Source organism: Luteimonas sp. RIT-PG2_3 (assembly GCF_054902115.1).
Genome location: NZ_JBUBPF010000001.1, coordinates 323857 through 348260 on the forward strand (window position 1 = coordinate 323857; position 24404 = coordinate 348260).

25 protein-coding genes are annotated in these 24404 nt (G+C 68.2%); 6 read left to right on the forward strand and 19 right to left on the reverse strand.

Annotated elements, in window-relative coordinates; genetic code table 11:
• The first annotated feature begins 63 nt into the window (after positions 1 to 63).
• Together ACYX7E_RS01355 and ACYX7E_RS01360 are read left to right on the forward strand one after the other, a co-directional pair.
• The gene (locus ACYX7E_RS01355; protein WP_462078735.1) at positions 64 to 987 is read left to right on the forward strand and encodes a uroporphyrinogen-III C-methyltransferase; all 924 of its coding nucleotides are present in this window, start codon (positions 64 to 66) and stop codon (positions 985 to 987) included.
• Positions 988 to 1083: 96 nt separating this feature from the next.
• The gene (locus tag ACYX7E_RS01360; protein WP_462078736.1) at positions 1084 to 2337 is read left to right on the forward strand and encodes a heme biosynthesis HemY N-terminal domain-containing protein; all 1254 of its coding nucleotides are present in this window, start codon (positions 1084 to 1086) and stop codon (positions 2335 to 2337) included.
• Between the two features lie 411 nt (positions 2338 to 2748).
• On the opposite strand, the gene ACYX7E_RS01365 is transcribed toward ACYX7E_RS01360, so the two are convergent.
• Positions 2749 to 4026, reverse strand: coding sequence for an acetyl-CoA C-acetyltransferase (locus tag ACYX7E_RS01365; protein ID WP_462078737.1), 1278 nt, complete (start codon positions 4024 to 4026; stop codon positions 2749 to 2751).
• A gap of 85 nt (positions 4027 to 4111) precedes the next feature.
• Here ACYX7E_RS01365 and ACYX7E_RS01370 point away from each other — a divergent pair, with 85 nt between their 5' ends.
• Positions 4112 to 5017, forward strand: a complete 906-nt coding sequence (locus ACYX7E_RS01370; RefSeq protein ID WP_462078738.1) for a hypothetical protein — start codon at positions 4112 to 4114, stop codon at positions 5015 to 5017.
• A 203-nt stretch (positions 5018 to 5220) separates the two neighbouring features.
• Here ACYX7E_RS01370 and ACYX7E_RS01375 read toward each other — a convergent pair whose 3' ends face one another.
• The 7 genes from ACYX7E_RS01375 to ACYX7E_RS01405 all read right to left on the reverse strand — a co-directional run bounded on the left by ACYX7E_RS01375 (position 5221) and on the right by ACYX7E_RS01405 (position 12064).
• Complete coding sequence (locus tag ACYX7E_RS01375; protein ID WP_462078739.1) at positions 5221 to 5856, reverse strand: superoxide dismutase family protein; 636 nt, start codon at positions 5854 to 5856, stop codon at positions 5221 to 5223.
• Between the two features lie 185 nt (positions 5857 to 6041).
• Entirely contained in the window at positions 6042 to 6647 is a 606-nt protein-coding gene (locus ACYX7E_RS01380; protein WP_462078740.1) for a superoxide dismutase family protein, read from the reverse strand.
• A gap of 91 nt (positions 6648 to 6738) precedes the next feature.
• Positions 6739 to 8160, reverse strand: a complete 1422-nt coding sequence (gene ntrC, locus ACYX7E_RS01385) for a nitrogen regulation protein NR(I) (protein ID WP_462078741.1) — start codon at positions 8158 to 8160, stop codon at positions 6739 to 6741.
• Positions 8153 to 9193 carry a two-component system sensor histidine kinase NtrB gene (locus tag ACYX7E_RS01390; protein WP_462078742.1) on the reverse strand — a complete coding sequence of 347 codons (1041 nt, stop codon included), beginning with the start codon at positions 9191 to 9193 and terminating at the stop codon, positions 8153 to 8155. Before ACYX7E_RS01390 ends, ntrC begins: the two co-directional genes overlap by 8 nt.
• A gap of 269 nt (positions 9194 to 9462) precedes the next feature.
• Complete coding sequence (locus ACYX7E_RS01395; protein ID WP_462078743.1) at positions 9463 to 9966, reverse strand: hypothetical protein; 504 nt, start codon at positions 9964 to 9966, stop codon at positions 9463 to 9465.
• 258 nt (positions 9967 to 10224) lie between these two features.
• A complete protein-coding gene (locus ACYX7E_RS01400) occupies positions 10225 to 11052 on the reverse strand; it encodes an alpha/beta fold hydrolase (RefSeq protein ID WP_462078744.1) in 828 nt (275 codons plus the stop codon).
• Positions 11053 to 11362: 310 nt separating this feature from the next.
• Positions 11363 to 12064, reverse strand: coding sequence for a pirin family protein (locus ACYX7E_RS01405; protein WP_462079048.1), 702 nt, complete (start codon positions 12062 to 12064; stop codon positions 11363 to 11365).
• A gap of 169 nt (positions 12065 to 12233) precedes the next feature.
• On the opposite strand from ACYX7E_RS01405, the gene ACYX7E_RS01410 reads away from it, so the two are divergent.
• Positions 12234 to 13157 carry a LysR substrate-binding domain-containing protein gene (locus ACYX7E_RS01410; RefSeq protein ID WP_462078745.1) on the forward strand — a complete coding sequence of 308 codons (924 nt, stop codon included), beginning with the start codon at positions 12234 to 12236 and terminating at the stop codon, positions 13155 to 13157.
• A gap of 47 nt (positions 13158 to 13204) precedes the next feature.
• On the opposite strand, the gene ACYX7E_RS01415 is transcribed toward ACYX7E_RS01410, so the two are convergent.
• The 6 genes from ACYX7E_RS01415 to glnA all read right to left on the reverse strand — a co-directional run bounded on the left by ACYX7E_RS01415 (position 13205) and on the right by glnA (position 18910).
• Positions 13205 to 13951: an N-acetylmuramoyl-L-alanine amidase gene (locus tag ACYX7E_RS01415; RefSeq protein ID WP_462078746.1), complete on the reverse strand. Its 747-nt coding sequence runs from the start codon at positions 13949 to 13951 to the stop codon at positions 13205 to 13207.
• Positions 13952 to 14258: 307 nt separating this feature from the next.
• Positions 14259 to 15734 carry an ammonium transporter gene (locus tag ACYX7E_RS01420; RefSeq protein ID WP_462078747.1) on the reverse strand — a complete coding sequence of 492 codons (1476 nt, stop codon included), beginning with the start codon at positions 15732 to 15734 and terminating at the stop codon, positions 14259 to 14261.
• 18 nt (positions 15735 to 15752) lie between these two features.
• Entirely contained in the window at positions 15753 to 16091 is a 339-nt protein-coding gene (locus tag ACYX7E_RS01425) for a P-II family nitrogen regulator (protein ID WP_462078748.1), read from the reverse strand.
• Between the two features lie 37 nt (positions 16092 to 16128).
• Positions 16129 to 16836 carry a TorF family putative porin gene (locus ACYX7E_RS01430; RefSeq protein WP_462078749.1) on the reverse strand — a complete coding sequence of 236 codons (708 nt, stop codon included), beginning with the start codon at positions 16834 to 16836 and terminating at the stop codon, positions 16129 to 16131.
• A gap of 154 nt (positions 16837 to 16990) precedes the next feature.
• Positions 16991 to 17233, reverse strand: coding sequence for a hypothetical protein (locus ACYX7E_RS01435; RefSeq protein ID WP_462078750.1), 243 nt, complete (start codon positions 17231 to 17233; stop codon positions 16991 to 16993).
• Positions 17234 to 17500: 267 nt separating this feature from the next.
• The gene (glnA, locus tag ACYX7E_RS01440; protein WP_462078751.1) at positions 17501 to 18910 is read right to left on the reverse strand and encodes a type I glutamate--ammonia ligase; all 1410 of its coding nucleotides are present in this window, start codon (positions 18908 to 18910) and stop codon (positions 17501 to 17503) included.
• Between the two features lie 214 nt (positions 18911 to 19124).
• On the opposite strand from glnA, the gene ACYX7E_RS01445 reads away from it, so the two are divergent.
• Positions 19125 to 19919 (forward strand): undecaprenyl-diphosphate phosphatase, encoded by a 795-nt coding sequence (locus ACYX7E_RS01445; RefSeq protein ID WP_462078752.1) that lies wholly within the window; start codon positions 19125 to 19127, stop codon positions 19917 to 19919.
• Between the two features lie 15 nt (positions 19920 to 19934).
• On the opposite strand, the gene ACYX7E_RS01450 is transcribed toward ACYX7E_RS01445, so the two are convergent.
• The 4 genes from ACYX7E_RS01450 to ACYX7E_RS01465 all read right to left on the reverse strand — a co-directional run bounded on the left by ACYX7E_RS01450 (position 19935) and on the right by ACYX7E_RS01465 (position 22501).
• Positions 19935 to 21203, reverse strand: a complete 1269-nt coding sequence (locus tag ACYX7E_RS01450) for an RNA polymerase sigma factor (protein WP_462078753.1) — start codon at positions 21201 to 21203, stop codon at positions 19935 to 19937.
• 56 nt (positions 21204 to 21259) lie between these two features.
• The gene (locus tag ACYX7E_RS01455) at positions 21260 to 21484 is read right to left on the reverse strand and encodes a hypothetical protein (RefSeq protein ID WP_462078754.1); all 225 of its coding nucleotides are present in this window, start codon (positions 21482 to 21484) and stop codon (positions 21260 to 21262) included.
• Positions 21485 to 21507: 23 nt separating this feature from the next.
• A complete protein-coding gene (locus ACYX7E_RS01460; RefSeq protein ID WP_462078755.1) occupies positions 21508 to 21915 on the reverse strand; it encodes a VOC family protein in 408 nt (135 codons plus the stop codon).
• A gap of 118 nt (positions 21916 to 22033) precedes the next feature.
• Positions 22034 to 22501 carry a VOC family protein gene (locus ACYX7E_RS01465; RefSeq protein WP_462078756.1) on the reverse strand — a complete coding sequence of 156 codons (468 nt, stop codon included), beginning with the start codon at positions 22499 to 22501 and terminating at the stop codon, positions 22034 to 22036.
• 181 nt (positions 22502 to 22682) lie between these two features.
• Between ACYX7E_RS01465 and ACYX7E_RS01470 the strand changes: the two genes are divergently transcribed.
• The gene (locus ACYX7E_RS01470; RefSeq protein ID WP_462078757.1) at positions 22683 to 23537 is read left to right on the forward strand and encodes a DUF4377 domain-containing protein; all 855 of its coding nucleotides are present in this window, start codon (positions 22683 to 22685) and stop codon (positions 23535 to 23537) included.
• 252 nt (positions 23538 to 23789) lie between these two features.
• Here ACYX7E_RS01470 and ACYX7E_RS01475 read toward each other — a convergent pair whose 3' ends face one another.
• Positions 23790 to 24392 (reverse strand): YbhB/YbcL family Raf kinase inhibitor-like protein, encoded by a 603-nt coding sequence (locus ACYX7E_RS01475; protein ID WP_462078758.1) that lies wholly within the window; start codon positions 24390 to 24392, stop codon positions 23790 to 23792.
• Between the last annotated feature and the right edge of the window lie 12 nt (positions 24393 to 24404).

A 24404-nucleotide genomic window follows, 5' to 3' on the forward strand; every position in this document is an offset into this window, starting at 1 on the left:
CCGCCAGAGACTCCCGCTGCCATTGCGGCCCCTGCATCGGCGCCGCCGCGGCGGCGCGGCAGCGTGCTGGCCTGGTTGCTGGTGCTATGCCTGCTGACCTTGCTGGGCGCGATCGCCTATGCCTGGTACGGCGGCCGGCTGCCATTGCGCGCCGACGCCGACGGCACCCTCCAGCGCGTGGATGCGCTGGAGCAGCGCGTCGACCACCTGCGCAACGACCTGCGCGCGCAGACATCGCGCCTGCAGCAGGCCGAATCGACCAACCGCGTGCTGCGCGATGAACTGCTCGGCCTGGGCCAGCGCGCGGCCCTGGTCGAGGACAACCTGCACAAGCTCGCCGATCCCGAACGCAGCGGCATGCAGGCACTGCGCCTGGATGAAGTCGAGATCCTGCTCGCGCAGGGCCAGCAGCGCCTGCAGTTGCAGGGCGACCTCGATGGCGCGCGCCGGGTCTACGCGATCGCCGCGCAGCTGCTCGAAGGCATCGCCGATCCGGCCTGGTTCAACCTGCGCCAGGCATTGACCCAGGAGCGCAGTGCACTCGATGCTCTCGGCGACGATCCCAAGTCGGTCGCGGCCGGCCGGCTCGAAGCCTTCGCGGCCACGCTGCCATCGCTGCCGGTCCGCAACGATGGCCCCGCCGATCCCGCCGCCGCGTGGTGGGAACGTGCGTTCAGCCGCCTCGTCGATGTGCGCCCCAGCGCGACCGCGATCGCGGTGGAACCGGCCGATCGCGCGGCCGGACTGGCCGCGCTGCGCCTGGAGCTGACGCTGGCCCAGGCCGCGATCGAACGCCGCGACCAGGCCGCGACGCGCGCATCGCTGGCGCGCGCCGACGGCTGGGTCGCACGGTTGTGGCCGGTTTCGCCCGAGCAGCAGGCGCTGCGCCGGCAGTTGCGTGCCCTGCAGGCACTCCCGCTGGCCGTCGAGTTACCGACGCTGGGCAGCACGCTGGAACAATTGCGCGTCCAGCGCAGCGCGCGCTGAGGCCGGCATGGTGCCGGCCGGCTCGCATTCAGCCACTGCACAGGCCGGTGACGGCATCCGTGCGATGGTCGCGCTGGAATCCGCTGGAGAGCTGCGATGAAACTGTTCCGCAACCTGTTGTTCTGGTGCGTGCTGGCGCTGGTCGGCGCACTGCTTGCGCAGTTGCTGCTGTCCCAGGATCCGGGCCACGTGCTGGTGCGCTGGCGCGGCTTCGACTACACCACCACGGTCTTCAAGGCGGTCGCGCTGCTGCTGGGCATCCTGCTGGCGCTGTGGCTGGTCTGGTGGCTGCTGAGCCTGCCGTTCCGGACCTGGGGACGCCGCCGCGACCTGCGCGCACGCGCACGCATCGGCGAGGGCTTCGATGCGCTGCACCTGGGCCACCATGCGCGCGCCGAAACGCTGCTGGCGCAGGCCAGCGAGGATCCGGGACTGGAAGTCGCCGCGCGCGTCGGTGCCGCGCATGCCGCGATCGCCCGTGGCGACAGCGAGGCGGCGCGGGCCCACCTCCAGGGCTTCAACGATCGCCACCCCGGCGCCCAGGCCGTCGCGCGGGCCGAGCTGGCTTTGTCGCAAGGCCGCGACCTGGATGCACTGGCCGCCCTGGATGCGCCGAGCGCGCAGCCGCTGCCCCCGCGTGGACTGGTGCTGCGTTCGGACATCCTGGCTCGCAATGGCCAGGCCGGGCAGGCCTACGGACTGTTGGGTCCGCTGCGCCAGCAACGCGCGCTCGCCGACCTGCAACTCGACCAGCGCGAACGCGAGTGGGCACGTGCAGCCCTGCTGGAAGCGTCCGACGCCAACGTCCTGGCCGATCTCTGGGATCGCCTGCCCAAGCCCCTGAAGGCCGATCACGGCGTGGTCATCGCCTATGCCGACCGCGCCGTCGACCTGCGCTGGGACGCCGCCGCAACCAGCGCGCTCGAACATGCGATCGACGCGCAATGGCACGACGACCTGATCGCGCGTTACGGCATGCTGCCGCTGGGACGGCTGGAACAGCGACGCGCCAATGCCGAGCGTTGGCTGCAGGCGCATCCGGCAAGCCCGGCGCTGCTGATCACACTGGCGCGACTGGCGCGAGCGCAAGGCCAATGGCCGCAGGCCGAGGAATTCCTGCATCGCGCCCTCGCGCAGGGCGCCGGGCATGACGCCTGGGAAGAACTCGGCCACGGCTTCACTGCCGCCGGCGACGACACCCGTGCCAGCCAGTGTTACGCCAATGCCTTGCGCGCACTGCGCGGCGAAGCCGTCACGCCGATCGGTGGACGCGGCCTGCGCCAGCAGATCCTCGACGAAGCGGTGATCGAAGACCGCGACGAACACGGCGTGCCCCGGCTGCGCGGTTGAAGGCGAGCCCGTCCGCCCTGGCGGGCGGGCTGCATGCAGACCTCGTACGTCGTGCCGAGCCAAGGCGCGTGCGGACCGCATCCGCCGCACGCAACGCTTCAACGCGATGCGCTGTCGCGAATAGGTTGGATCGGGCACGCCTGATCCGACATGCGAGATCAGGCAACGCCTGATCGAACCCTCCTGATCGAAAGGGGGTGATCAGAAGGGTCTGATCGAACGGATCCGATCAAACGAGCCTGATCGAATGGGCCTGATCAAGCCGACTTGATCAAACCGACTTGATCAAACGGGCCTGATCACAGCGGTCCAGATGCTTGCGTCACGCTGACAACGACGCCGACCGGCGTCGGATTGGATCCCGACGACTGCATGCACAGGACCGCCATGTCACGCCCCTAGCGCTGGCCCTCAACGCTCGAGGATCGCCACCACGCCCATGCCGCCGGCGGTACAGATCGACACCAGCGCGCGGCCGCCGCCACGCTCCTTCAGCTGCTTGGCCGCGGAGGCCACGATCCGCGCGCCGGTTGCGGCGAACGGATGGCCGGTGGCCAGCGAGGAGCCGAGGGGATTCATCTTCAACGGGTCGATGCGGCCCAGCGGCGCATCCAGGCCCAGCCGGTTGCGGCAGTAGTCCTCGCTTTCCCATGCGCGCAGCGTGCACAGCACCTGGGCGGCGAAGGCTTCGTGGATTTCGTAAAGGTCGAAGTCCTGCAGACTCAGGTTGTTGCGGCGGAGCATTTCGGCGACCGCGACGGTCGGCGCCATCAGCAGGCCCTCGCCATGCACGAAATCGACGGCCGACACATGCGCGTCGCGCAGGTGGCACAACACCTCGTGCCCATGCGCGGCGGCCCATTCGTCGGTCGACAGCAGGCAGGCGGACGCGCCGTCGGTCAGCGGCGTCGAATTGCCGGCGGTCAGGGTGCCGCGACCACTGGTCTTGTCGAACGCCGGCTTCAGCGTCGACAGCTTCTCCAGGCTGCTGTCGGGACGCAGGATGTTGTCGCGCGAGACGCCGCGGAAGCTGACGACGAGGTCATCGAAGAAGCCGCGCTCATAGGCGGCGGCCAGCTTGTGGTGCGAGGCGACCGCCAGCTCGTCCTGGGAGTCTCGCGAGATGTTCCACTCCTTGGCCATGTCCTCGCAGTGCTCGCCCATCGACTTGCCGGTGCGGGGCTCGGCCACGCCGGGAAAGTCGGGCTTGAGCTCGCCGAGGCGGAAGCCCTTGAACGCCGCCAGCTTGTCGCGCGTGGTCTTGGCCGCATTGGCGGCCAGCAGGCGGCGACGCAGCGATTTGCCATAGACGATCGGCACGTCCGACGTGGTGTCGGAGCCGCCGCCGATACCCGACTCGATCTGGCCGACGGCGATCTTGTTGCCGATGGTGATGATCGAGTCCAGCGAGGTGCCGCAGGCGCGCTGCAGGGTGATGCCCGGCGTCAGCGCCGACAGGCCCGACGACAACGCGGCCTCGCGGCCGAGGTTCCAGTCGCTGGAGTGCTTGATCACCGCCCCCATCGCGACTTCGCCCAACTGCTGCCCGTGCAGGCCGAACCGCTCGACCAGCGCGCCCAGGGTGCGTACCGACATGCCCAGGTTGCCGACATCCGCATAGGCCGTGTTCTGCCGGCAAAACGGAATACGCACGCCACCCAGCACGGCGACGGGACGACCTTTGAGCATCGGGAACTCCTTGCTGGACGGGCCCGGATCACGCGGCGGGCATAATGCACGGAGTCTAACCCTGCCCCGCCACCAGTCCAATCGCATGACCGACTCGCCGCTGAACCCGGCATCACCGCTTTTCGGCGCGCTCGCGCTGGAGCTGTCGATGCCCGCGCCCAACGCGCTCGCCACGTCCGCCAAGCCCTCGTCGCCCGTGCTCGCGCAGCGTGAAGCCGGCGAGCTCGCCGCCTTGATGGCGCGCGATCTTGCCGGCTTTGACAAGACCGTCACGCAGCTGGAGCTGAGCACGGTCGGCGCGCATTACGATCCGATCGAGCTGCTGCGACCGCGCTGGCCGCTGTTCGACGAACTGGACCAGCTGTCGGCGCGCGCGCCCGGCGAGGACAAGGCCAGGATCGTCGCCTATGGCGCACACGAGGGTCGCCTGCCGGGCAACCTGGCGCCATCGGCCGACCAGGTCGGCGGGCCGCTGCGATTGGTGCCGTTCGTGCTGCGCGGCGCGGCCGCGGACATCGCCAGCGTCGGCGAGACCCTCGAGCGCGACCTGATGGAAACCGGCATGGCCGGCGCGGAGACCGCCCTGCGTGCGCAGCAGGTGTTCGGCCTGCGCATCGAACACGCGCGTTACCTCACGCTGCACGATCTGTGCGCGATGATCGCGCTGCATTACGACTATGCGGGACTGTCGCCGCTGTGGCCGCTGATCGAAACCGCGCTGCTGTCGCCGGCCCGCGAGACCTGGCTGGATGCGCCGCCGGAGCCGCTGCTGTGCTGGCGCGATGGCGAGGTCCGCATCGCGATGCTGCCGCCGGACGCCTGGCGTGCGCGCTATGCGGCGACGCTGGACGATGCGCAGGCCGAGCGCCTGCATGGACATTACGAAGCGCGCCAGCGCCAGTTCGCCTCGGTCCTGGCGGCGCACGCGATCCCGGTGACCTTCGTGCATTGCGACGCGGGCGATACGCCACAGGCACGGCTGCACGAGTAGGGACGGTCACGCGCGCAATCCCACGCATCCTCGGGAGTCATCGACCGATCGCGGTGTGTACGGCGAACGTGTCGCCATCACCGCCATCGACGCGCCTGCGGATGCCGTTGGCCGGCACCCGCGGACACGACAGCCCGCGCTGGATCAATGAATCACTTGATCACTACTGAGTCGCGGGGTCATTCGATCACTGAATCGATCGATCAGGGCGACGCGGTCGAGGCGATGACGCCACAGGCCAGGCGCGCGCCGGCATTGCCGGTCGGCTGGGTCACGTAGTCGTCGGCATCGGCATGCACGATGACGCCCTTGCCGACGACGTCGGTGGCCGCGCCATCGCCGATGGTCACGCCTTCGAAGCGGGCATTGACGGTCGCGACGCCCTGGTCGTTGGCGACGAGGTTGTCGCTGTCGCCACCATGGTGCGCACCCTGGCCGACGCGGCCATGGTTGCTGCTGGCCGGATTGAAGTGGCCGCCGGCGCTGGTGGCGTCGGGCGCGCTGCAATCGCCCTTCTCATGCAGGTGGAAGCCGTGCTGGCTGCCCGGCTTCAGGCCGGTCACATCGCCGGTCACGACCACCGCGCCGTCGACGACGGCGAGCTGCAGGGTGCCTGCGGTCTGGTTGCCCTGGGTCGGCGCCAGCGTGACGCTGGCGGTGGCGGTCGAGGCAGCCGGCGCAGGCTGCGCCGCGGCGGCGTCGACGGCATCCACGGCCGGCTGCGCGGGCTGCGGGTCGGTCGCGGCCGGGGCCTCGGGGGCGGACGGCGTGCAGGCGGCCAGGGCCAGGAAGGCAGGAACAAGCAGCGCCGCAAGCGGCTTCAGGGCGGGATTGCGCATGACTCAACTCCAGAAATATCGGAAGGGGGCTGGGCATTGCGCCGGAGGTTCCGGCACACCCGCGGATGATCGCACGGCCGATGTGCAGGCGTGGTCAGCTGGCCGCGGCAGGCGGCGCTGCGTGGCGCGCCCAGCGCGTCGTACTCAGCATGGCCTGCCCAGCATGCAGAGCCAGCGTTCCGAAGTCAGCGCGTCGCGCTGCCCTGACTCCGGCCGCCCGGGGCCGCAGCGCCTTGCGTCGCACTGTTGCGGATCACGCCGCAGGCCACGCGCGCGCTGATCGCGCCGGGCGTCGCGCCGAGCACCAGCAGGGCGCGACCGGCGATGTCGTTGTGCGCGCCGCCGCCCAGCACCGCGCCCTCGACGACGAGATCGACATTGGCCTGTCCGTTGCCGTCGGCGACGATGCGCCCCGGCGCATCGCCGACGCCACCCAGTTGCCGCGCGCCCGCCAGCGGATCGTAGTAGCGGCCGGCGCTGCTGGCATCGACCGCGCTGCAGTCGCCGCGCTCATGCACCTGCAGGCCGTGCGCGCCATGGCGCACCAGTCCACCAATCAGGCCGGTGATGCGCACGCCGCCGCGTTGCTGGGTCAGCGTGACCCGGCCGCTGACCAAGCTGCCCGATGCCGACGCGAGATTGGCGATGGCCTGTTGTGCGGTGCCGGTCTCGGCGATGACGCGTGGCGGTTGCGTCACGCCAGTGGCGACCGGTGGCGCGCTGGCACAGGACGCAAGCAACAGCGCGGCCATCGTCGGGACGCAGATCTGGACAGCAACCGGGATGCGCATCGGGCTCGGGACTCGCGGTATTGGATCGTAAGAAAGATACGGCCGCCAGCCTGTGCCGACGATGAAGTGGCAGGGCGATGGCCGCACGCGACTAGGTGGACCGCCGGCCGCGACTGGTGCCGAGCTTGCGCGTCAGCGTGTTGCGCCCCAGTCCCAACCGCTGCGCGGCGTCGGCGCGACGTCCACCGGTGTGTTCCATGGCTGCCTCCAGCAGGACCTGGTCGAAGCGCTCGCGTGCGGCGGCGTGGATGTCCTCGTCGCCGTCGACCAGGCGTTCGCGCGCCCAGCGCTTCAGCGCGGCATCCCAGTCGTTGCCACCGCCTCCGGCCGGCGGCAGCGACGACGCATCGAGCAGCGCACCATCCAGGTCCGCCGGCGTCACCACGTCGCCCGGCGCCAGCGCGACCACGCGCCAGCACAGGTTCTCGAGTTCGCGGACGTTGCCGGGCCAGTCGTGCGCGAGCAGGCGGTCCTGCGCGGCCTTGCTGAAGCGCTTGGGCGGCGCATCGAACTTGTCCGCCGCCGCGACCAGGAAACGCTCGGCCAGCCGCGGGATGTCCTCACGGCGATCGCGTAATGGCGGCAGCCGCAGGCGCACGACGTCGAGGCGATGCAGCAGGTCGGCACGGAAGCTGCCGTCGCGGGCCTGTGCCTCGAGGTTCTGGTGGGTGGCAGCGATGACGCGCACATCGACGCGGATCAGCTCGCGGCCACCGACGCGGAAGAACTCGCCTTCGGCCAGGACGCGCAACAGGCGGGTCTGCAGCGACAGCGGCATGTCGCCGATCTCGTCGAGGAACAGCGTGCCGCCGTTGGCCTGTTCGAATCGTCCGATATGCCGTTTGCTGGCACCGGTGAAGGCGCCGGCCTCATGGCCGAACAGTTCGCTCTCGAGCAGTTCGGCCGGAATCGCGGCGGTATTGAGCGCGACGAACGGCGCCTTGGCACGCGGGGACTCGCGATGCAGCGCGCGTGCGACCAGCTCCTTGCCGGTGCCGGTTTCGCCGGTGATCAGCACCGACAGCGGGGCCTGGGCGAGGCGGCCGATCGCGCGGAACAGCTGGCGCATCGCCGGCGTGTCGCCGACCAGCGCATCCGCGCCCGTCGCTTCGCCCGCCGGCGGGGCCGGGACAACGACGCGCTCGGCCAGCACGCGCTCGGCCAGTGCGACCGCCTCGTCGAGATCGAAGGGCTTGGACAGGAATTCGTGCGCGCCGCCCCGGAATGCGCCGGCGGTACTGGCGACATCGGTATAGGCCGACATCACGACCACCGGCAGCTGCGGGAAGCGTTGCTTCAGGATATCCAGCAGCACCAGTCCGCTGTCGCCGGGCATGCGCACGTCGGTGAACAGCAGGTCGGGGGCCGCGCGCGATTCCAGCGCGTCGAGGACCGATTGCGCGCTGTCGAAGCCCGACACCGCATGGCCGGCATCGCTGAGCGCGGTCGACAGCACGAAGCGCACCGCCCGATCGTCGTCGACAACCCAGACCCGGGCCGCCTCGTCAGTCACCCTGCACCTCCAGCGGCAGCAGCATCGTGAACACGGTATGCCCGGGGCGCGAGCGATACGACAGCGAGCCGTGGTGCTCGCGCGCGACCTGCTGCGCCAGCGCCAGACCGAGCCCGGTGCCGTCGGCACGGCCGCTGACCAGCGGCAGGAACAGGCGCTCGCTCAGGTCCTCGGGCACGCCATGGCCGTCGTCGCCGATCTCCAGCCGCGCGACCAGCGGATGCAGGTCCTCGCCGATGCGCAGGCCGTGCTCGACGCGCGTGCGCAGCGTGACGTTGGCGGCGCCGGCCTGGATCGCGTTGCGCACGAGATTCCAGACCGCCTGGGTCAGGCGGTCGGTATCGCCCAGCAGTTCGGGCAGGCTGGGATCGTAGTCGCGCACCAGTCGCACCGCCCAGCCGGCATCGCTCTCGGCCAGCCGCAGCACGCGTTCGAGCACCAGATGGATGTTCAAGGACTCGTGCGGACGCACGGGCTTGGGCGACATCAGGTCGTCGAGCAGTTGTGCCAGCCGCTGCACTTCCGATTCGATCAGCGCGGTCAGTTCGCGCGCATCGGGATCCTCCACGCGCCGCGCCAGCAGTTGCGCGGCCCCCTTGAGGCCGGCCAGGGGATTGCGCAGTTCGTGCGCCAGCCCCTTCAACGCGGCCGACAACGCGCCCGGGAAGGCCAGCGCCGGATCGGCACCGGGGAACTCCTCGACCGGGTGCGCCTCCAGCAGGAAGCCACCGTCTTCGCCACGGGTGATCCAGACATCGGCGAAGCGCGGCTCGCCGCCGAGGAACGCCAGCGCGATCCGGCGCAGCAGCAACGGTGGCTGGTCGTCGTCGGGCTGGTCGCGCAGCGCGCGCCGCAGCATGTCGCCGTCGACTTCGAGCGCGGCCATCGGCTGGTCGATCAAGCGCTTCTGGCTGACCCCCAGCCAGCGCGCGAACGCCAGGTTGCAGGACAGCAGGCGGCCTTTCGCGCCGGCCCACGCCAGCGGCGTGACCAGGGCATCGAATGCACCGGAGTGGGGAGCAGGGGTCGACATTGCACCAATCTAGGGCAAAACCCGCTGCCAACGATAGAGGGACGCGTCACACCCCGTGCAAGCCCCTGCACGCAGGCCGGGCCTCGGCCACGGCCCGGACGGCAGCGACTCAGAACCTGTTCACGATCTGTCGCGAGCGCAGCCAGGTGGCGCGTGGCGTGCATACCAGTGAAGAGCAGGCAGAAAGCGCAGTGTACGTGCAGGTACATGAGCAACCGAGCACCGCACGCGCGCCAGATGGCAAGCGCAGCAAGATCGTAAACAGGTTCTCAGGCGGGCGCGAGCCGTCGACGTGCTCGCCGCAACTGCCGCACCTGCCACGCGGCGCCGAGCACGAACAGCAGCAAGGCGACGCCGACCAGGTTGAGGATCAGCGGGTCGTCCGAACTGCTGGCCAGCGGTCGCGACGGTGGCACCCGCTTCAGGGTTTCATTGATCGCGGGGATATACAGCAGCAGGTAGCTGAAGGACAGGCTCAGCACCTGCACATACTCGGCCAGGCCACCCAGCCATCGCAGGCGGTGCGTGTTGTAGCCGACCGCCAACACCACCAGCGCGACGACGCCGAGCGCGTGCGCCTCGTTGAAGCCACCGGTGCTGGACAGGCCGAACGACGAGAAGATCGACGCCAGCATGCCCCACAGGTAGATGCCGCCGATGGGCGTGTCGGGCGCGATGCGGCCATCGCGCAGCAGCGCCCAGGCGCCGACGAACACCGGGACAAGACTCAGGGCGGTATGCAGGATTCCATTCGGGGAAAAGGTCGCAGACATCGTGGCGGACTCCAGAGCTGACAGGCAGGTCGGGATGCCGGCCGAGTCCTGCTCGGGCCGGCACGTGGCGTGGCTTGCGTCTTTGCTTGCGGCTGATGCGGCGATGCATGCCCCTGCCTTCGCAATCGATCCTTGCGGGCGATCCTTGCCGTCGATCTTTTGCGAAAGCGGAGGGGCTGTCAGCGAGTCCGTGCCGGTGGTGCGTCCGGACCAGGTCCTGGAGAGGTGCAGCGGGGTGCCGGGATCAAATCTGCGGGATCAGGTCTGCAGGAAGGCTAGCAGATCCGCATTCAGCTGGTCCTTGCTGGTGTCGCCCAGGCTGTGGCTGCCACCCGGATAGACCTTGAGCTCGGCACCCTTGACCAGCGTGACGCTGCGACGGGCCGAGGCGTCGATCGGCACGATCTGGTCGTCGTCGCCATGGATGATCAGCGTCGGGACGTCGAACTTCTTCAGATCTTCGGTGAAGTCGGTCTCCGAGAATGCCTGGATGCAGTCGTACGCATTCTTGTGCCCGGACTGCATGCCCTGCGTCCACCACGACTGGATCAGGCCCTGCGAGACCTTCGCGCCCGGGCGATTGAAGCCGAAGAACGGACCGCTGGCGACGTCCAGGAAGAATTGCGCGCGGTCTTCGAGATAGGCCTTGCGGAAGCCGTCGAAGACCGCCATCGGCAGGCCACCGGGATTGTCGGCGGTCTTGAGCATGATCGGCGGCACCGCGCCGACCAGTACGGCCCGTGCGACGCGCGCGGTGCCGTGGCGGCCGATGTAGCGCGCGACTTCGCCGCCGCCGGTCGAATGGCCGACCAGCATGGCGCCGCTGATGTCGAGGTGTTCGAGCAACTCGGCCAGGTCGTCGGCATAGGTGTCCATGTCGTTGCCGTGCCAGGGTTGGCTGGAGCGTCCATGACCACGACGGTCATGGGCGATGCAGCGGTAGCCGTGCGACGCGAGGAAGAACATCTGCGGGTCCCAGGCATCAGCCGACAGCGGCCAGCCGTGGCTGAAGACGACAACCGGGCCCTTGCCCCAGTCCTTGTAATAGAGCTGGGTACCGTCTTTGGTGGTGAACATGCTGCTCATCGGCGGATTCCTGTGGAGGCGTGGAGGGGAGAGGACTGCGTGCGTTTGCAGGGCGGGTCAAGGCAGGTCGCAGCGACCGCCGCGTGGGGACTCGGAGGACGCTCCGTGGACGGCCCCCCTATGGACGCTGCATGGACGCCGCGAGGACGTCAGGCCACGCTAGCGCGCGGGCGCGCTGCGGTGCGTGACGCGAGGCACACGTCCAAGACGGCATCCCTGCCGGGACAGCATCGGCGGCCAACATGACCGCCATGCGAGGGTGCCGCGCGAACATGTGCCCGCGGAGATCGTGCCCCGCGCGGCAATGCCATCAGCGGGGCAGGTCGAACAGCAGGACCTCGGCGTCCTTGCCGCCTTCGAGGCGGACCTCGGGCTCGTCGACCAGCTTCAGGGCATCGCCGGCCTCCAGCGCCACACCGTTGACGACCAGCGCACCACGCGCGACATGCACATAGGCCAGGCGGCCCTCGGCGACCGGATGCGACAGGCGGTCGTCGGCACCGAGGATCGCGGCATGGATCGACACGTCCTGGTGCACCCGCACCGAACCCTCGCGCGCATCGCTGGAGGCGATCAAGCGCAGCTGGCCCTGCTTGTCGGCGGCGCTGAAGTGCTTCTCCTCGTAGCTGGGGGCGATGCCCTGGCGGTCGGGCATGATCCAGATCTGCAGGAAATGCACCTGCTCGCTGCGCGAGTGGTTGAACTCGCTGTGCTGCACGCCGCTGCCGGCGGTCATGCGCTGGACGTCGCCGTAGCGGATCACCGAACCGGTGCCCAGGCTGTCCTTGTGCTCCAGCGCGCCGTCGAGCACGTAGGAAATGATCTCCATGTCCTGGTGGCCGTGGGTGCCGAAGCCCATGCCGGGCTGCACGCGGTCCTCGTTGATGACGCGCAGGGGGCCGAAGCCCATATGCGCGGGGTCGTGGTAATGACCGAACGAGAAACTGTGGCGCGACGACAGCCAGCCCAGCTCGGCGGGTCCACGGTCCTGGCTCTTGCGGGTCTGCAACATGATCGACTCCTCGATGTTCTTGATGTTCGACATTCTGCGCGGTCCGGATCTACCGGTATCCGCGCCCTGCTTCTGCCGGTTGCGGCCAGTATCCGCGCCCGGATCGCAGTTGAAAAACGAGTAGTTTCTGATGCTATGATCGATTTTTTCGATGATTGAGCCCCAGGCCATGATCCGCCTCAGCCTCGACGCCTTGCAGGTCATGGACGCCATCGATCGGCGCGGTTCGTTCTCCGGCGCCGCCAAGGAACTGTTCCGGGTGCCGTCGACGATCTCGTACACGGTATCGACACTGGAGGACGGGCTGGGCGTGCAACTGTTCGAGCGCCTGGGCCCGCGGGTCGCGCTGACTGCGGCCGGGCATGAACTGCTGCGCGAAGGGCGCCACCTGCTGAAGGCCGCGCAGGACCTGGAGCACCGCGTGCGCCGCGTGGCGTCGGGCTGGGAGACCGAGTTCGCGATCGGCATGGATTCGCTGTTCCAGCCGATGGCGCTGGCCGACGACATCGCCGATTTCTACCGTGCCGCCGAGGGCACGCGGCTGCGGATCGTCCACGAGGCCCTGTCGGGAAGCTGGGAAGCACTGCTCGACCGCCGCGTCGACCTGCTGGTCGGCGCCGCCGGCGAAGGCCCTTCGGGCGGCGGCCATGTCTCGGAGCTGATCGGCGAGGTCGACTTCGTCTTCGCGGTCGCACCGACGCACCCGCTGGCGGGCCTGGCGCATCCGCTCGGCAAGGGCGACTTGCAGGGACACCGCGCGGTCGCGGTCGCTGACTCGGCCCGCAAACTGCTGCCGCGCACGGTCGGGCTGCTGTTCGGCCAGGACACGCTGACGGTACCGGACCTTGCGACCAAGTTGAGGTTTCAGATTGCCGGGCTGGGCTTCGGCTTCGTGCCGCGGCCAATGGCGCAGGCGGCGCTCGACGCGGGCCTGCTGGTGGAAAAGCAGGTCGAGGAACCACGCGCCAGCGAAACCTTCCGGCTGGCCTGGCGTCCCGACGAGGAAGGCGCCGCGCTGCAGTGGTGGCGTGCACGCATACGCAGGCCGGAGGCCAGGCAGCGGCTGATCGACAGCCTGTCGTCGGCGCCCTGAGGCGCGACTACGACTACGGCACGGCTACGGCCGCGTGCGCGTGGCGCTCAGCGCGAAGCTGGCACTGACGGCGGCGCCGACAGCAGGTACAGGATCCGCAGGTCCTCGTCGTCGAGGACACGGGCGTCGTCGCCACGGAAGCGATGTCGGTACGAACGGATCGTCGCCTCGGGATTGTCGATGCCGTAACCGATCAAGCGCAGCGCCTGCAGCGGATCGAAACCGGCCGGCACCACCACGCCACGGGTATCGCCGGGCCAGATGCCGAACCCGGCCTCGGCCAGTCGCTTCCACGGGAACAGCGGTCCGGGATCGACCTTGCGGCCCGGCGCGAGATCGGAATGACCGATCACCGCACTGCGCGGAATGCGATGGCGCGTGGTCAGGTCTTCGAGCAGGCGGATCAAGGTGTCGATCTGCGCGTCGGTGAATGGTTCGACGCCATCGTTGTCGATCTCGATGCCGATCGACGCCGAGTTGACCTCGTGGATGGTGCCCCAGCTGCCTGCACCGGCATGCCAGGAACGCAGGTCGTCGGACACCAACTGGTAATTCGAACCGTCAGCGCCGATCAGGTAATGCGAACTGACGCGGCCGCCGCTGTTGCGGCTGCGCAACGTATCGAGGCTGCGCTGCACCGAATCCTGTTGCGTGAAATGGACCACGATCAACTGCGCGCGGCGCTGGTCGAAGTTCTCCGAAGGCACCCAGGTCGCCATCGGATTGCGCGGCGCAGTGTGGGTGCAGGCGCTCAGCGCCAGGGCCGAAGCCAGCAGGAAGACAGGAATACGCATCGCTGCATTGCACCCGCTGCGCGCGCGCATTGCAAGTGCAAGCGTCGCCACGGTGCACGCGGATGCGCCTGCAGCGTGCTTGCGATGCGCCGGCGATGTGCCCGCAACGTGCCTGTAGCGTGCCTGCGATAGGCGTGCCCTGCACGGGGCGCAAAGAACACGGGCAGCCGAAGCTGCCCGTGCACGCCACCCTGTGGGGAAGTGGCTGTCACCTCGTGGGGGAGGTGGTGTCGATCGGCGCGCCACGCTCGAACCATCGAGCCCAGGCAACGCCTTTCAAGCCGTGGCGGTCAGGCCACGTGGTGGATCAATGCTCGTACGCGGACTCGCCGTGCGAAACGATGTCCAGGCCCTGGCGCTCGTCCTCGGCGGTGACGCGCAGGCCGATCACGGCCTTGGTGACCAGGATCGCGACGGCCGTGACCACGGCGCACCAGACGATCGTGAACAGCACGCTGAACAACTGCGCCCACACCTGCGCACCGATCGAACCATCGATGCCGGTTCCGCCCAGCGACGCGTCGCTGAACACGCCGGTCAACAACGCACCGACGATGCCGCCGACGCCATGCACGCCAAAGACGTCCAGGCTGTCATCGGCATTGAGCAGCCGCTTCAGGCCGGTCACCGCCCAGACGCAGATCGCGCCCGCCGCCAGGCCGATCACCAGCGCGCCCATCGGACCGACACTGCCTGCGGCCGGCGTGATGCCGACCAGGCCGGCGATCGCACCCGACGCCGCGCCCAGGGCCGAAGGACGGCCCTTGCTGATCGCCTCGACCACGCTCCAGGCCACCACGCCGGCAGCGGTCGCCACCATCGTGTTGATCATCGCCAACGATGCGCTGGCGTCGGCCGCCAGTGCGGAACCGGCGTTGAAGCCGAACCAGCCCACCCACAGCAGCGCCGCACCGATGAAGGTGAACGGCACGTTGTGCGGCTTGATCGCTTCGCGGCCATAGCCCAGGCGCTTGCCGAGGAAGTACGCGCCCACCAGGCCAGCAACACCGGCATTGATGTGCACGACGGTACCGCCGGCAAAATCGATGACGCCACGGTGCGCGAGGAAACCGGCTTCGCCGCTCCACACCATGTGCACCATCGGCAGGTAGGCGAACGTCACCCAGATCACCGAGAACAGCAGCACGGCCGAGAACTTGATGCGCTCAGCGAACGAACCCACGACCAGTGCAGTGGTGATGCCCGCGAACGTCGACTGGAACACGATGAACAGGAACTCCGGCAACCCACCGGCATCGGTGTCGGGCGTGATGCCCTTGAGGAAAGCCTTCTCGGTGAACGAACCGAAGAAGGCGTTGCCCTCGGTGAACGCGGCACTGTAGCCGTAGACCATCCACAGGATGATGACGACCGAGAACACCACCAGCACCTGCATGATCACCGACAGCACGTTCTTCGAACGCACCATGCCGCCATAGAACAGCGCCAGGCCCGGCACCACCATCAGCAGCACCAGCAGGGTGGACGTCAGCATCCACGCGACGTTGCCGCTGTCGAAGACGACCTCCTCGGCAACGGCTTCTTCGGCCACCGCGACCTCGACCGCAGCGGGCTCGGCGACGGCGGGCCCAGTAACCGCAGGCTCGACAACGGAGGGCTCGACAACGGCAGCTTCAACGGCGGCCGGCGCTTCGGCGACCGGGGCCGTGGTGTCCTGCGCGAGTGCGGACGAGATGCCGCCCACGCACATCAATGCACACAGCAGCGCGAGCGCTGCGACCTGCAACCGGGATGCACCCCCGGAGATAAACGGGATCTTCATGACTGTCTCCGAGTGGGATTAGAGCGCGTCTGCGCCGATTTCGCCGGTGCGGATGCGGATGACCTGCTCCAGCGGAACGACGAACACCTTGCCGTCGCCGACCTTGCCGGTGCCCGCCGCGCTGGTGATCGCTTCCAGCGCCGCTTCGAAGGTGTCATCGCTGACCGCGCATTCGATCTTCAGTTTCGGCAGGAAATCCACGACGTATTCCGCGCCGCGATACAGCTCGGTATGGCCTTTCTGTCGACCGAAGCCCTTGACTTCGGTGACGGTCAATCCGGCCGCGCCCGCTTCGCCGAGGGCTTCGCGCACCTCGTCGAGCTTGAACGGCCGGATGATGGCGATGATCAGTTTCATGTAACGCCTCCAGTGGGGTGTGCAGGTGCCAGCGCGATCAGAACGACTTGGTGAGCGCCAGGGTGAGTGTTTCGTCGGGACCGATCAGGTCGTTGTCGTTCCAGGCCACGGCGATGTCGAAGCCGTTGTCGAACGACTTGCCCACGCCAACCGACCAGAACGCATAGGTCGCGGTGCCGGCCGAACCCTTGACCCATTGCTTGCCGACCGCGCCGCTGAGCGTCCAGCTGGGCGAGAACTCCCAGTCGGCGCCAAGGTCGAGGTTGCTGCTGCCATCGGAATCGGGGATGCCGAACAGGTCGGTGACGGCGTAGGAATACTTGGCGCTGAGGATGTTCCATCCCAGACCGGCGTAGACCTCGGTGGTGTCGGCCTTGTTGAAGCCCGACGGATAGCTGCCCGGATACCAGTAGCGGGTGACGCCGACGTCATAGCCGACGCCACTGTCGCCGAAATCGCCGCGATAGCCGAAATAGCCGTCCAGCTCGACCTGGCTGGAGATGTCGGGATCGGAATCGGCGAGCCAGCTGATGCTGCTGCCCCATGCGCCTGCGTAGAAGCCGCTTTCGTGCGCGTACTCGACGCCGGCCTGGAGGGCGGGCTTCTCGTTGGTCTGGGTGATGCCGCGGAACAGGTAGTCGTTGACGACCGTGACTGCACCGGAGACTTCCGCTTGCGCGGAACCTGCGGCGAGCAGGGCGATGGAACACAGGACTGCGAGTACGTTCTTGCGTGGTGACGTCATGACAGGCTCCTCATTGAATGGAAAGCCCTCCCCGGTCATTGCGTAGTACGTGTTCTGTTTGTTTTCTTGTTTTTGGTCTTTCGATGCTGCGGTCGGTATTGCGGTGGTTTCTTGTTATGGATGTCGCACGATGGTTGGAATCGTTGCCGGCGCCTCAGCGGGTCACCGCCGGCACCTCGCGGCCATGCCGGAACGAACGGCGGTTGCGCAGCGCCTTTGCGCTGTCGCTGCAGCCGCTGAAGCTGGCGGCACCCCGCGCGGCCCCTGCGATGACCGCGGCGGCGGCCAGATCGAGCGCCGGCTGGCCGGGCACGGCCGTGGCATCACGCATGCGCAGGCTGGTGGTGGTCGCCGTAGTGGTGCGCTGGCGGGAGTGGATGACGAAGGCGGTCGGCATGGTGGGCTCCTGGTGGCGATCGAAGGCCTCGTCCGCAGCGATGCGGGAGGTTGCGTTGCCGGCTGTCCCTGTCCTGCGGGCAAGGCTTCGCCCGGTAACGCCATGTCCGGGACACGGCGCCTGCATGTATTCGACTTCTTGTGCCTGGTGCGGGACGGTTCCCAGGCAACGCAACCGACGTGGGGGAAGGACTGCGTTGCCTGGACCGTTTTGAACCCATCATCCGCGCCGCCCGGCAAGACCGGGCCGGCGCGTGTCATGCGATCGTCAGATCGCGTAGTACATCTGGTACTCAAGCGGGTGGGTCGCGCCGCGGAACGCGGTGACTTCCTTCATCTTCAGCGCGATGTACGCGTCGATGAAGTCGTCGGTGAACACGCCACCGGCCTTCAGGAAGTCGCGGTCGCCGTCGAGCGCGTCGAGCGCCTGGTCGAGCGAATGGCAGACGGTCGGGAAGCCCTTCTCTTCTTCCGGCGGCAGGTCGTACAGGTCCTTGTCGCTCGGGCCACCCGGGTCGATCTGGTTCTTGATGCCGTCCAGGCCGGCCATCATCAGCGCGGCGAACGTCAGGTAGCCCGACTGCATCGGATCGGGGAAGCGCATCTCGATGCGGCGCGCCTTCGGGTTGGCGACGTACGGGATGCGGCACGATGCCGAACGGTTGGACGCCGAGTAGGCCAGCATCACCGGCGCCTCGAAGCCCGGGACCAGGCGCTTGTAGGAGTTGGTGGACGCGTTGCTGAAGGCGTTGATCGCACGCGCGTGCTTGAAGATGCCGCCGATGTACCACAGCGCGATCTGGCTCAGGCCGCCGTAGCCGTCGCCGGTGAACAGGTTGGTGCCGCCCTTGGCCAGCGACTGGTGCACATGCATGCCGCTGCCGTTGTCGCCGACGATCGGCTTGGGCATGAAGGTCGCGGTCTTGCCGTTGCGGAAGGCGACGTTCTTGATGATGTACTTCATCGTCTGCAGCTCGTCGGCCTTGGCGACCAGCGAGTTGAACTTGGTGCCGATCTCGCACTGGCCGGCGTTGGCGACTTCGTGGTGGTGCACTTCGACCTCGATGCCGACCTGTTCCAGCGTCTTGCACATCTCGGCGCGGATGTCGTGCAGCGAATCCAGCGGTGCGACCGGGAAGTAGCCGCCCTTGATACCGGGACGGTAGCCGCTGTTGCCGCCTTCGTATTCCTTGGCCGAGTTCCAGTGCGCTTCTTCGGACTCGATGTGGAAGAAGGTGTGGCCCATCTCGTTGGCGTAACGCACCGAGTCGAAGATGAAAAACTCGGGCTCCGGGCCGAAGAAGGCCTGGTCGGCGATGCCGCTGGACTTCAGGAACGCCTCGGCCTTGCGGGCGATGCCGCGCGGATCGCGCTCATAGTTCTGCATCGTCGCCGGATCGAGAATGTCGCAGGTCAGCACCAGGGTCGGATCGGCCGGGAACGGATCGATGAAGGCCGTCGACGGATCGGGCATCAGCACCATGTCGGAGTTCTGGATGCCCTTCCAGCCGCTGATCGACGAACCGTCGAACATCTTGCCGTCTTCGAACAGCTCGGCGTCGACGATCGACTTCGGGAAGGTCACGTGGTGCTGCACACCGCGCATATCGGTGAAGCGCAGGTCGACGAACTCGACCTTGTGGTCCTTGATCAGCTTTTCGACGTTCTCGAGCGACATGGAACAGGTTCCTGCGGTGGATTGGATATCTGGATACAACGCAAGCGCCATGCCAACTCCAATCTGCCTCCAACTGATTGATTTGATTGAGTCCCACCAAAAGCGGCCACGGCAAAAGCACCAAACAGATGCAGATTGAACGCAAATTGCACCACGATGGTGCATTCAGGCTTCGCGTATGCTGTCCGGCCCGCCCAGCAGACCAGCCCGCGCCATGTCCGACCTGTTCGCCGCCCTCCTCCTCGGCATCATCGAAGGCCTGACCGAATTCCTGCCGGTGTCGAGCACCGGACACCTGTTGATCGCGCAGCACTGGCTGGGCGCACGTTCGGACTTCTTCAACATCGTCATCCAGGCCGGCGCGATCGTCGCCTGCACGCTGGTGTTCCGCCAGCGGATCTGGGGACTGGCGACCGGCCTGCGCGATCGCGACAACCGCGACTACGCGATGAAGCTCGCGACCGCCTTCCTGGTGACCGCGCTGGTCGGCCTGCCGGTCCGCCTTGCCGGCTGGGAACTGCCGGAAACGGTGACCCCGGTGGCGATGGCGCTGATCATCGGCGGCGTCTGGATGCTGGTCGCCGAGCGCCTCGCCGAACGGCGCGGCGATATCGCGCAAGTGACCTGGACGGTGGCGATCCTGGTCGGTCTGGCGCAGGTCGTCGCGGGCGTGTTCCCCGGCACCTCGCGGTCGGCGGCGGCGATCTTCATGGCGATGCTGGCAGGCCTGAGCCGCCGCTCGGCGGCGACCGAATTCGTGTTCCTGGTCGGCATTCCGACGATGTTCGCCGCCAGCGCCTACGCCTTCCTCGAGCTGTGGATGAAGCACGGCCTGGGTGGCGAAGCCTGGGGCGACGTCGCCGTGGCGTTCATCGCCGCGACCTTCACCGGCTTCATCGTCGTCAAGTGGTTGCTGAGCTACATCAAGTCGCACCGCTTCACCGGCTTCGCGGTCTACCGCATCCTGCTGGGTGCGGCACTGCTGCTGTTCCTGCCGGTCGGCGACTGAGCCGCCAGAACCGGGCTATTGCCTGGCGGCGCAGGCCTGCGCGCGTTGACGCAGCACGTCCCGCTCGCGGGCGTTCCGGCTCAGCGTCGCGGCCTGTGCGAACGCCCCGGCGGCATCGGCATGCCGGCCCAGCCGCTCCAGCAGGTCGCCTTCGACGGCGGCCAGCAGCGGATACCCCTGCAGCGCAGGTTCCTCGCGCAGTCCGTCCAGATGCCGCAGTCCGGCCGCCGGTCCCTGCGCCATCGCGATCGCGACCGCGCGGTTGAGTTCGACGATCGGCGACGGCGACACCTGTGCCAGCAGCGCATACAACGCGGCGATCCGCGCCCAGTCGGTCTGTCCGGGCGTCGTCGCGCGCGCATGGCAGGCGGCGATCGCGGCCTGCAGCGCGTAGGTACGCGGCGTCGGCGACAGCTGCCCGGCGCGTTCGAGCGCGACCAGTCCACGCGCGATCGCGGCGTGGTCCCAGCGCGCGCGGTCCTGGTCCTGCAACAGGATCGGCACGCCATCGGCATCGACCCGCGCCCGCGCACGCGAGGCCTGGATCTCCATCAGCGCCAGCAGCCCGTGCGCCTCGGCATGCTGCGGCAGCAGGTCGACCAGCAGCCGTCCCAGCCGCAGCGCCTCGTCGCACAGCGCCGGCCGGATCAGGTCGTCGCCCGCTGTCGCCGAATAGCCTTCGTTGAACACCAGGTAGACCACGCCGAGTACGGCCTCCATGCGCGCCGGCAGGTCTTCGCGACGGGGGACTTCATAGGCGATGTCGGCATCGCTGAGCGTGCGCTTGGCGCGCACGATGCGCTGCGCGATCGTTGCCTCCTGCACCAGGAACGCACGCGCGATCTCGGGCGTGGTCAGGCCACCCAGCAACCGCAACGTCAACGCGACCTGCGCCTCCAGCGACAGCACCGGATGGCAGGCGACGAAGATCAGCCGCAGCAGGTCGTCGCCGATGTCGTCGTCGAGCGCGTCCTGCTCGCGCGCCTGCGCGTCCTCGCGCTCGGCATCGAGCTCCTGCGCCAGCAGCACGTGCTTGCGGTCGCGCAGCTGGTACTGCCGCAACCGGTCGATGGCGCGATGCTTGGCCGTGGCCATCAGCCAGGCCCCGGGGTTGTCGGGAACGCCATCGCGCGGCCAGCGTTCAAGCGCACTGACCAGCGCATCCTGCGCCAGCTCCTCGGCGGTATCGATGTCGCGCAACATGCGCACCAGCGCGGCGACGATCTTCGGCGACTCGAAGCGCCAGATCGCATCGATGGTGCGGTGGGTATCGGTCTGGGTCATTGGCGGCGATGACACCACCGCGCCGGTGCCAGCGCAAGCGCCGGACGCCGCCGGCGTCATGGTTGCTCGTGCGTGTCATCGCCGCGGGCCTCGTCTATCGAACGTCGACGTCGGCCCGGCTTCTTCAGCGTCCGGTCCTGCCCGGGTCCGGCCTCGTGGCACGACGGTGCCGGTGTCGGTGCTGGTGTCGGTATCGACGCCTCGGTGTCGGGGCTGGCGCGTGGCGGCGTGTCCTGCCGCCAGGCCTCCGGCCTGCGCGCGAGCAATCCCAGGATCGTCATGCGATGTCCGTCCGGACCAGGGGTCAGCCGGCTTCCGGTGGCATCTCGCGCATGTAGGCCAGCTCCCAGCGATGTCCGTCGGGATCCTCGAAACCGTGCGCGTACATGAAGCCGTGATCCTCGGCCGGTCGCGACGCCGCGCCACCGGCGGCCAGCGCCTTCGCGACCAGGTCGTCGACCTCCTCGCGGCTGTCGCAGGACAGGCAGTTCAGCACTTCGATCTGGCGGCTGGTGTCGCAGATCTCGCGGTGCGTGAACGTGCGGAAGTACGGCTCGATCAGCAGCATCGCGAAGATGTTGTCGTCGATGACCAGGCACGCGGCGTTGTCGTCGGTGAACGCGGGATTGAAGTGGAAGCCAAGCGCGATGAAGAATGCCTTCGTGCGCGGAAGATCGCGCACCGGCAGGTTGACGAAGATCTGTCTGGTCATCGGTTGTTCTCTGTGCAGGCGGAAGTGGAAGGTGTGGGGGTGGAGGGCGTGAGGTGGAAGTGGAAGGCGCGGCTTGGAACGCGGTGACCTCAACGTGCGGGGCGCTGGCCCGCCGGCATCAGCCCTGGGTGGGCGTGCCCTGCGCATGCGCCAGCGCGTCCTGCTCCAGCGCGCAGGCGCAGTTGACCATCCACGGCGTGCCGTAGCGGTCGGTCAACATGCCGTACCCCTGGGCCCAGAACGTCGGCCCGAACGCCATCTTCACGTCGCCGCCTTCGGCCAGCGCATCGAAGATCTGTTTGGCGCGCGCGAGGTCGTCGATACCGATGGCCACATGCTGGCGCTCGCCGTGCAGCGGCTTGTCGGGCATGCCGTCGGAGGCCATCAGCAGGACGTCGCCATCGTCCTGCTCCAGCGAGGCATGCATGACCTTGTCGCGCCACTCGGGCGGCAACGGCTCGCCTTCGTCGCAGGGGGTCTCGCCATAAGCCATGATGTCGCTCAGGCGCAGGCCCAGCACGTCGCGATACCGCGTGATCGCTTCCCGGCAGTCGCCGTTGAAGAACAGGTAGGGAATCAGTTTCATCGGGTGTCACTCCTGTGGCGTGTTGGAGGACGACGAACGGGAGGACGACGGATCGACAGATCGCACGCCACTTTTTGCCTGAACCGACCCGCAATCCTTCGCCTCGGAAGGGTCGGAACCGCCAACCCCGTCCGTCACGGCCGGGCGTTAACATCCGCCGACCCATCAGGAAACCACCACCATGACCCGCTCCCTGCTTTCACTGGCCCCGATGCTGACCCTGTCACTGGCCTTGCCGTTGGTCTTCGCGGCCTGCAGCCAGCCCGGCCAGACCACCGCTCCGGTAACCCCCGACGCAACGCCCACGACGGCCGCAACGGCCGCGACCCCGGCGACCGCCGTCAACCCGCAACGGCTGTCGGGGTACTACTGGCAGCTCAAGGACGCCACCGATGGCGCCGGCGCTCGCATCGACGCCCTGTTCCCGCGTCCTGAACCCGCGTTGCAGGTGACGTTCCAGGAGGGCCGCGTGTCGATCGCCAACGGCTGCAACATGGTCGGCGGCAGCTACACGCTGAAGGGCGATGCGCTTTCCGTCGGACCGATGGTGATGACGCAGCGCGCCTGCACCGAGACCGCGCTGATGAAGGCCGACGACGCGATCAGCGAGCGCCTGGCCGGCGGCAGCACCTTGGTGCTGGCGGCGGGCGAGACGCCGACGCTGACACTGGCCACTGCCGCGGGCGACACGCTGCACTTCAACGGTGTGCCGACGCCGCAGACCAAATACGGCAGCGAGGGCACCCGCATGTTCCTCGAGGTCGCGCCGGAGCGCGTGGCCTGCCATCACCCGATGATGCCCGACTACAAGTGCCTGCACGTCCGCGAGATCCAGTACGGCGACAACGGCGTCAAGACCTCGACCGGCGAATGGCAGTTCCTGTACCAGGACATCGAGGGCTATACCCACGAGCCGGGCATCCGCAACGTGCTGCGCCTGCACCGCTTCGACCGCAAGGATCCGGTGCCTGCCGACGCGTCGTCGGTGGCCTACGTGCTGGACATGGTGGTCGAGTCCGAGATGGTCAAACCCTGATCGCGACGGGGCCGACCGCCAGGCGCTTGGCCGCCTTGCCCGGCCACATCGCCACCGTCATCGCGCCGCTGGCGTGATGACGGCGTAGGGCACCTGGACCTGTTCACGCTCAGTCGCGCGCGCCATCAGATGGCGCGTGGCAGACACGTCAGTGAACCGCGGGCAGGCAGCGCAGTGTCCGTGTGGCGCAGGAGCAATCCGGGCACCGCACGCGCGTCATCCGCGGAGCGCAACACGCTCGTGGGCAGGCACTCAGCGATGCAGCGAGTAGGTGCCGTACAACGAGGCCTCGGCCAGCACATGACCCTGGACCGCCCGCAATACGTCGCCGGCGGTGAAGCGCTCGCCCACCGCCAGCCGTTCGACATCCAGCGCGAACAGGCGGAAGAAATAGCGGTGCACGCGCAGGTCGTTCGGCGGCGGATACGGGCCGTCGTAACCGAACCAGTCGCCGGCCAGATCGGCATTGCCGGCAAACCAGCCGGTGTAGTCGTTCAGGCCCTGGCGCGCACCGGCCGGACCGGCCGGCTGCTGCTTGCCGTGCGCGGTGATGCCGTCGCTGGCACTGCCGGCGGCGATCGCATGCACGCCGGGCGGGATGTCGACCATCGCCCAGTGCGAGAAGTCCGCGCGCGGCTGCTCGACGGGAATCAGCACGCCTTCCTTGCCGGCCATCTCCGCGACCGTCGGCGCATCGGTATCGATGCACAGCAGGGCCAGCGATCGCGTGCCCGCGGGCAGGTCCTCCCAGGCCAGGTGCGGATTGCGGTTGCCGCCGAAGCCATCGGCCGCACCGGCGGCGAATTCAACCGGGATCGGCTGGCCGTGCTGGAAGCTGTCGCTGTGGATGCGCATCGCGATCTCCTG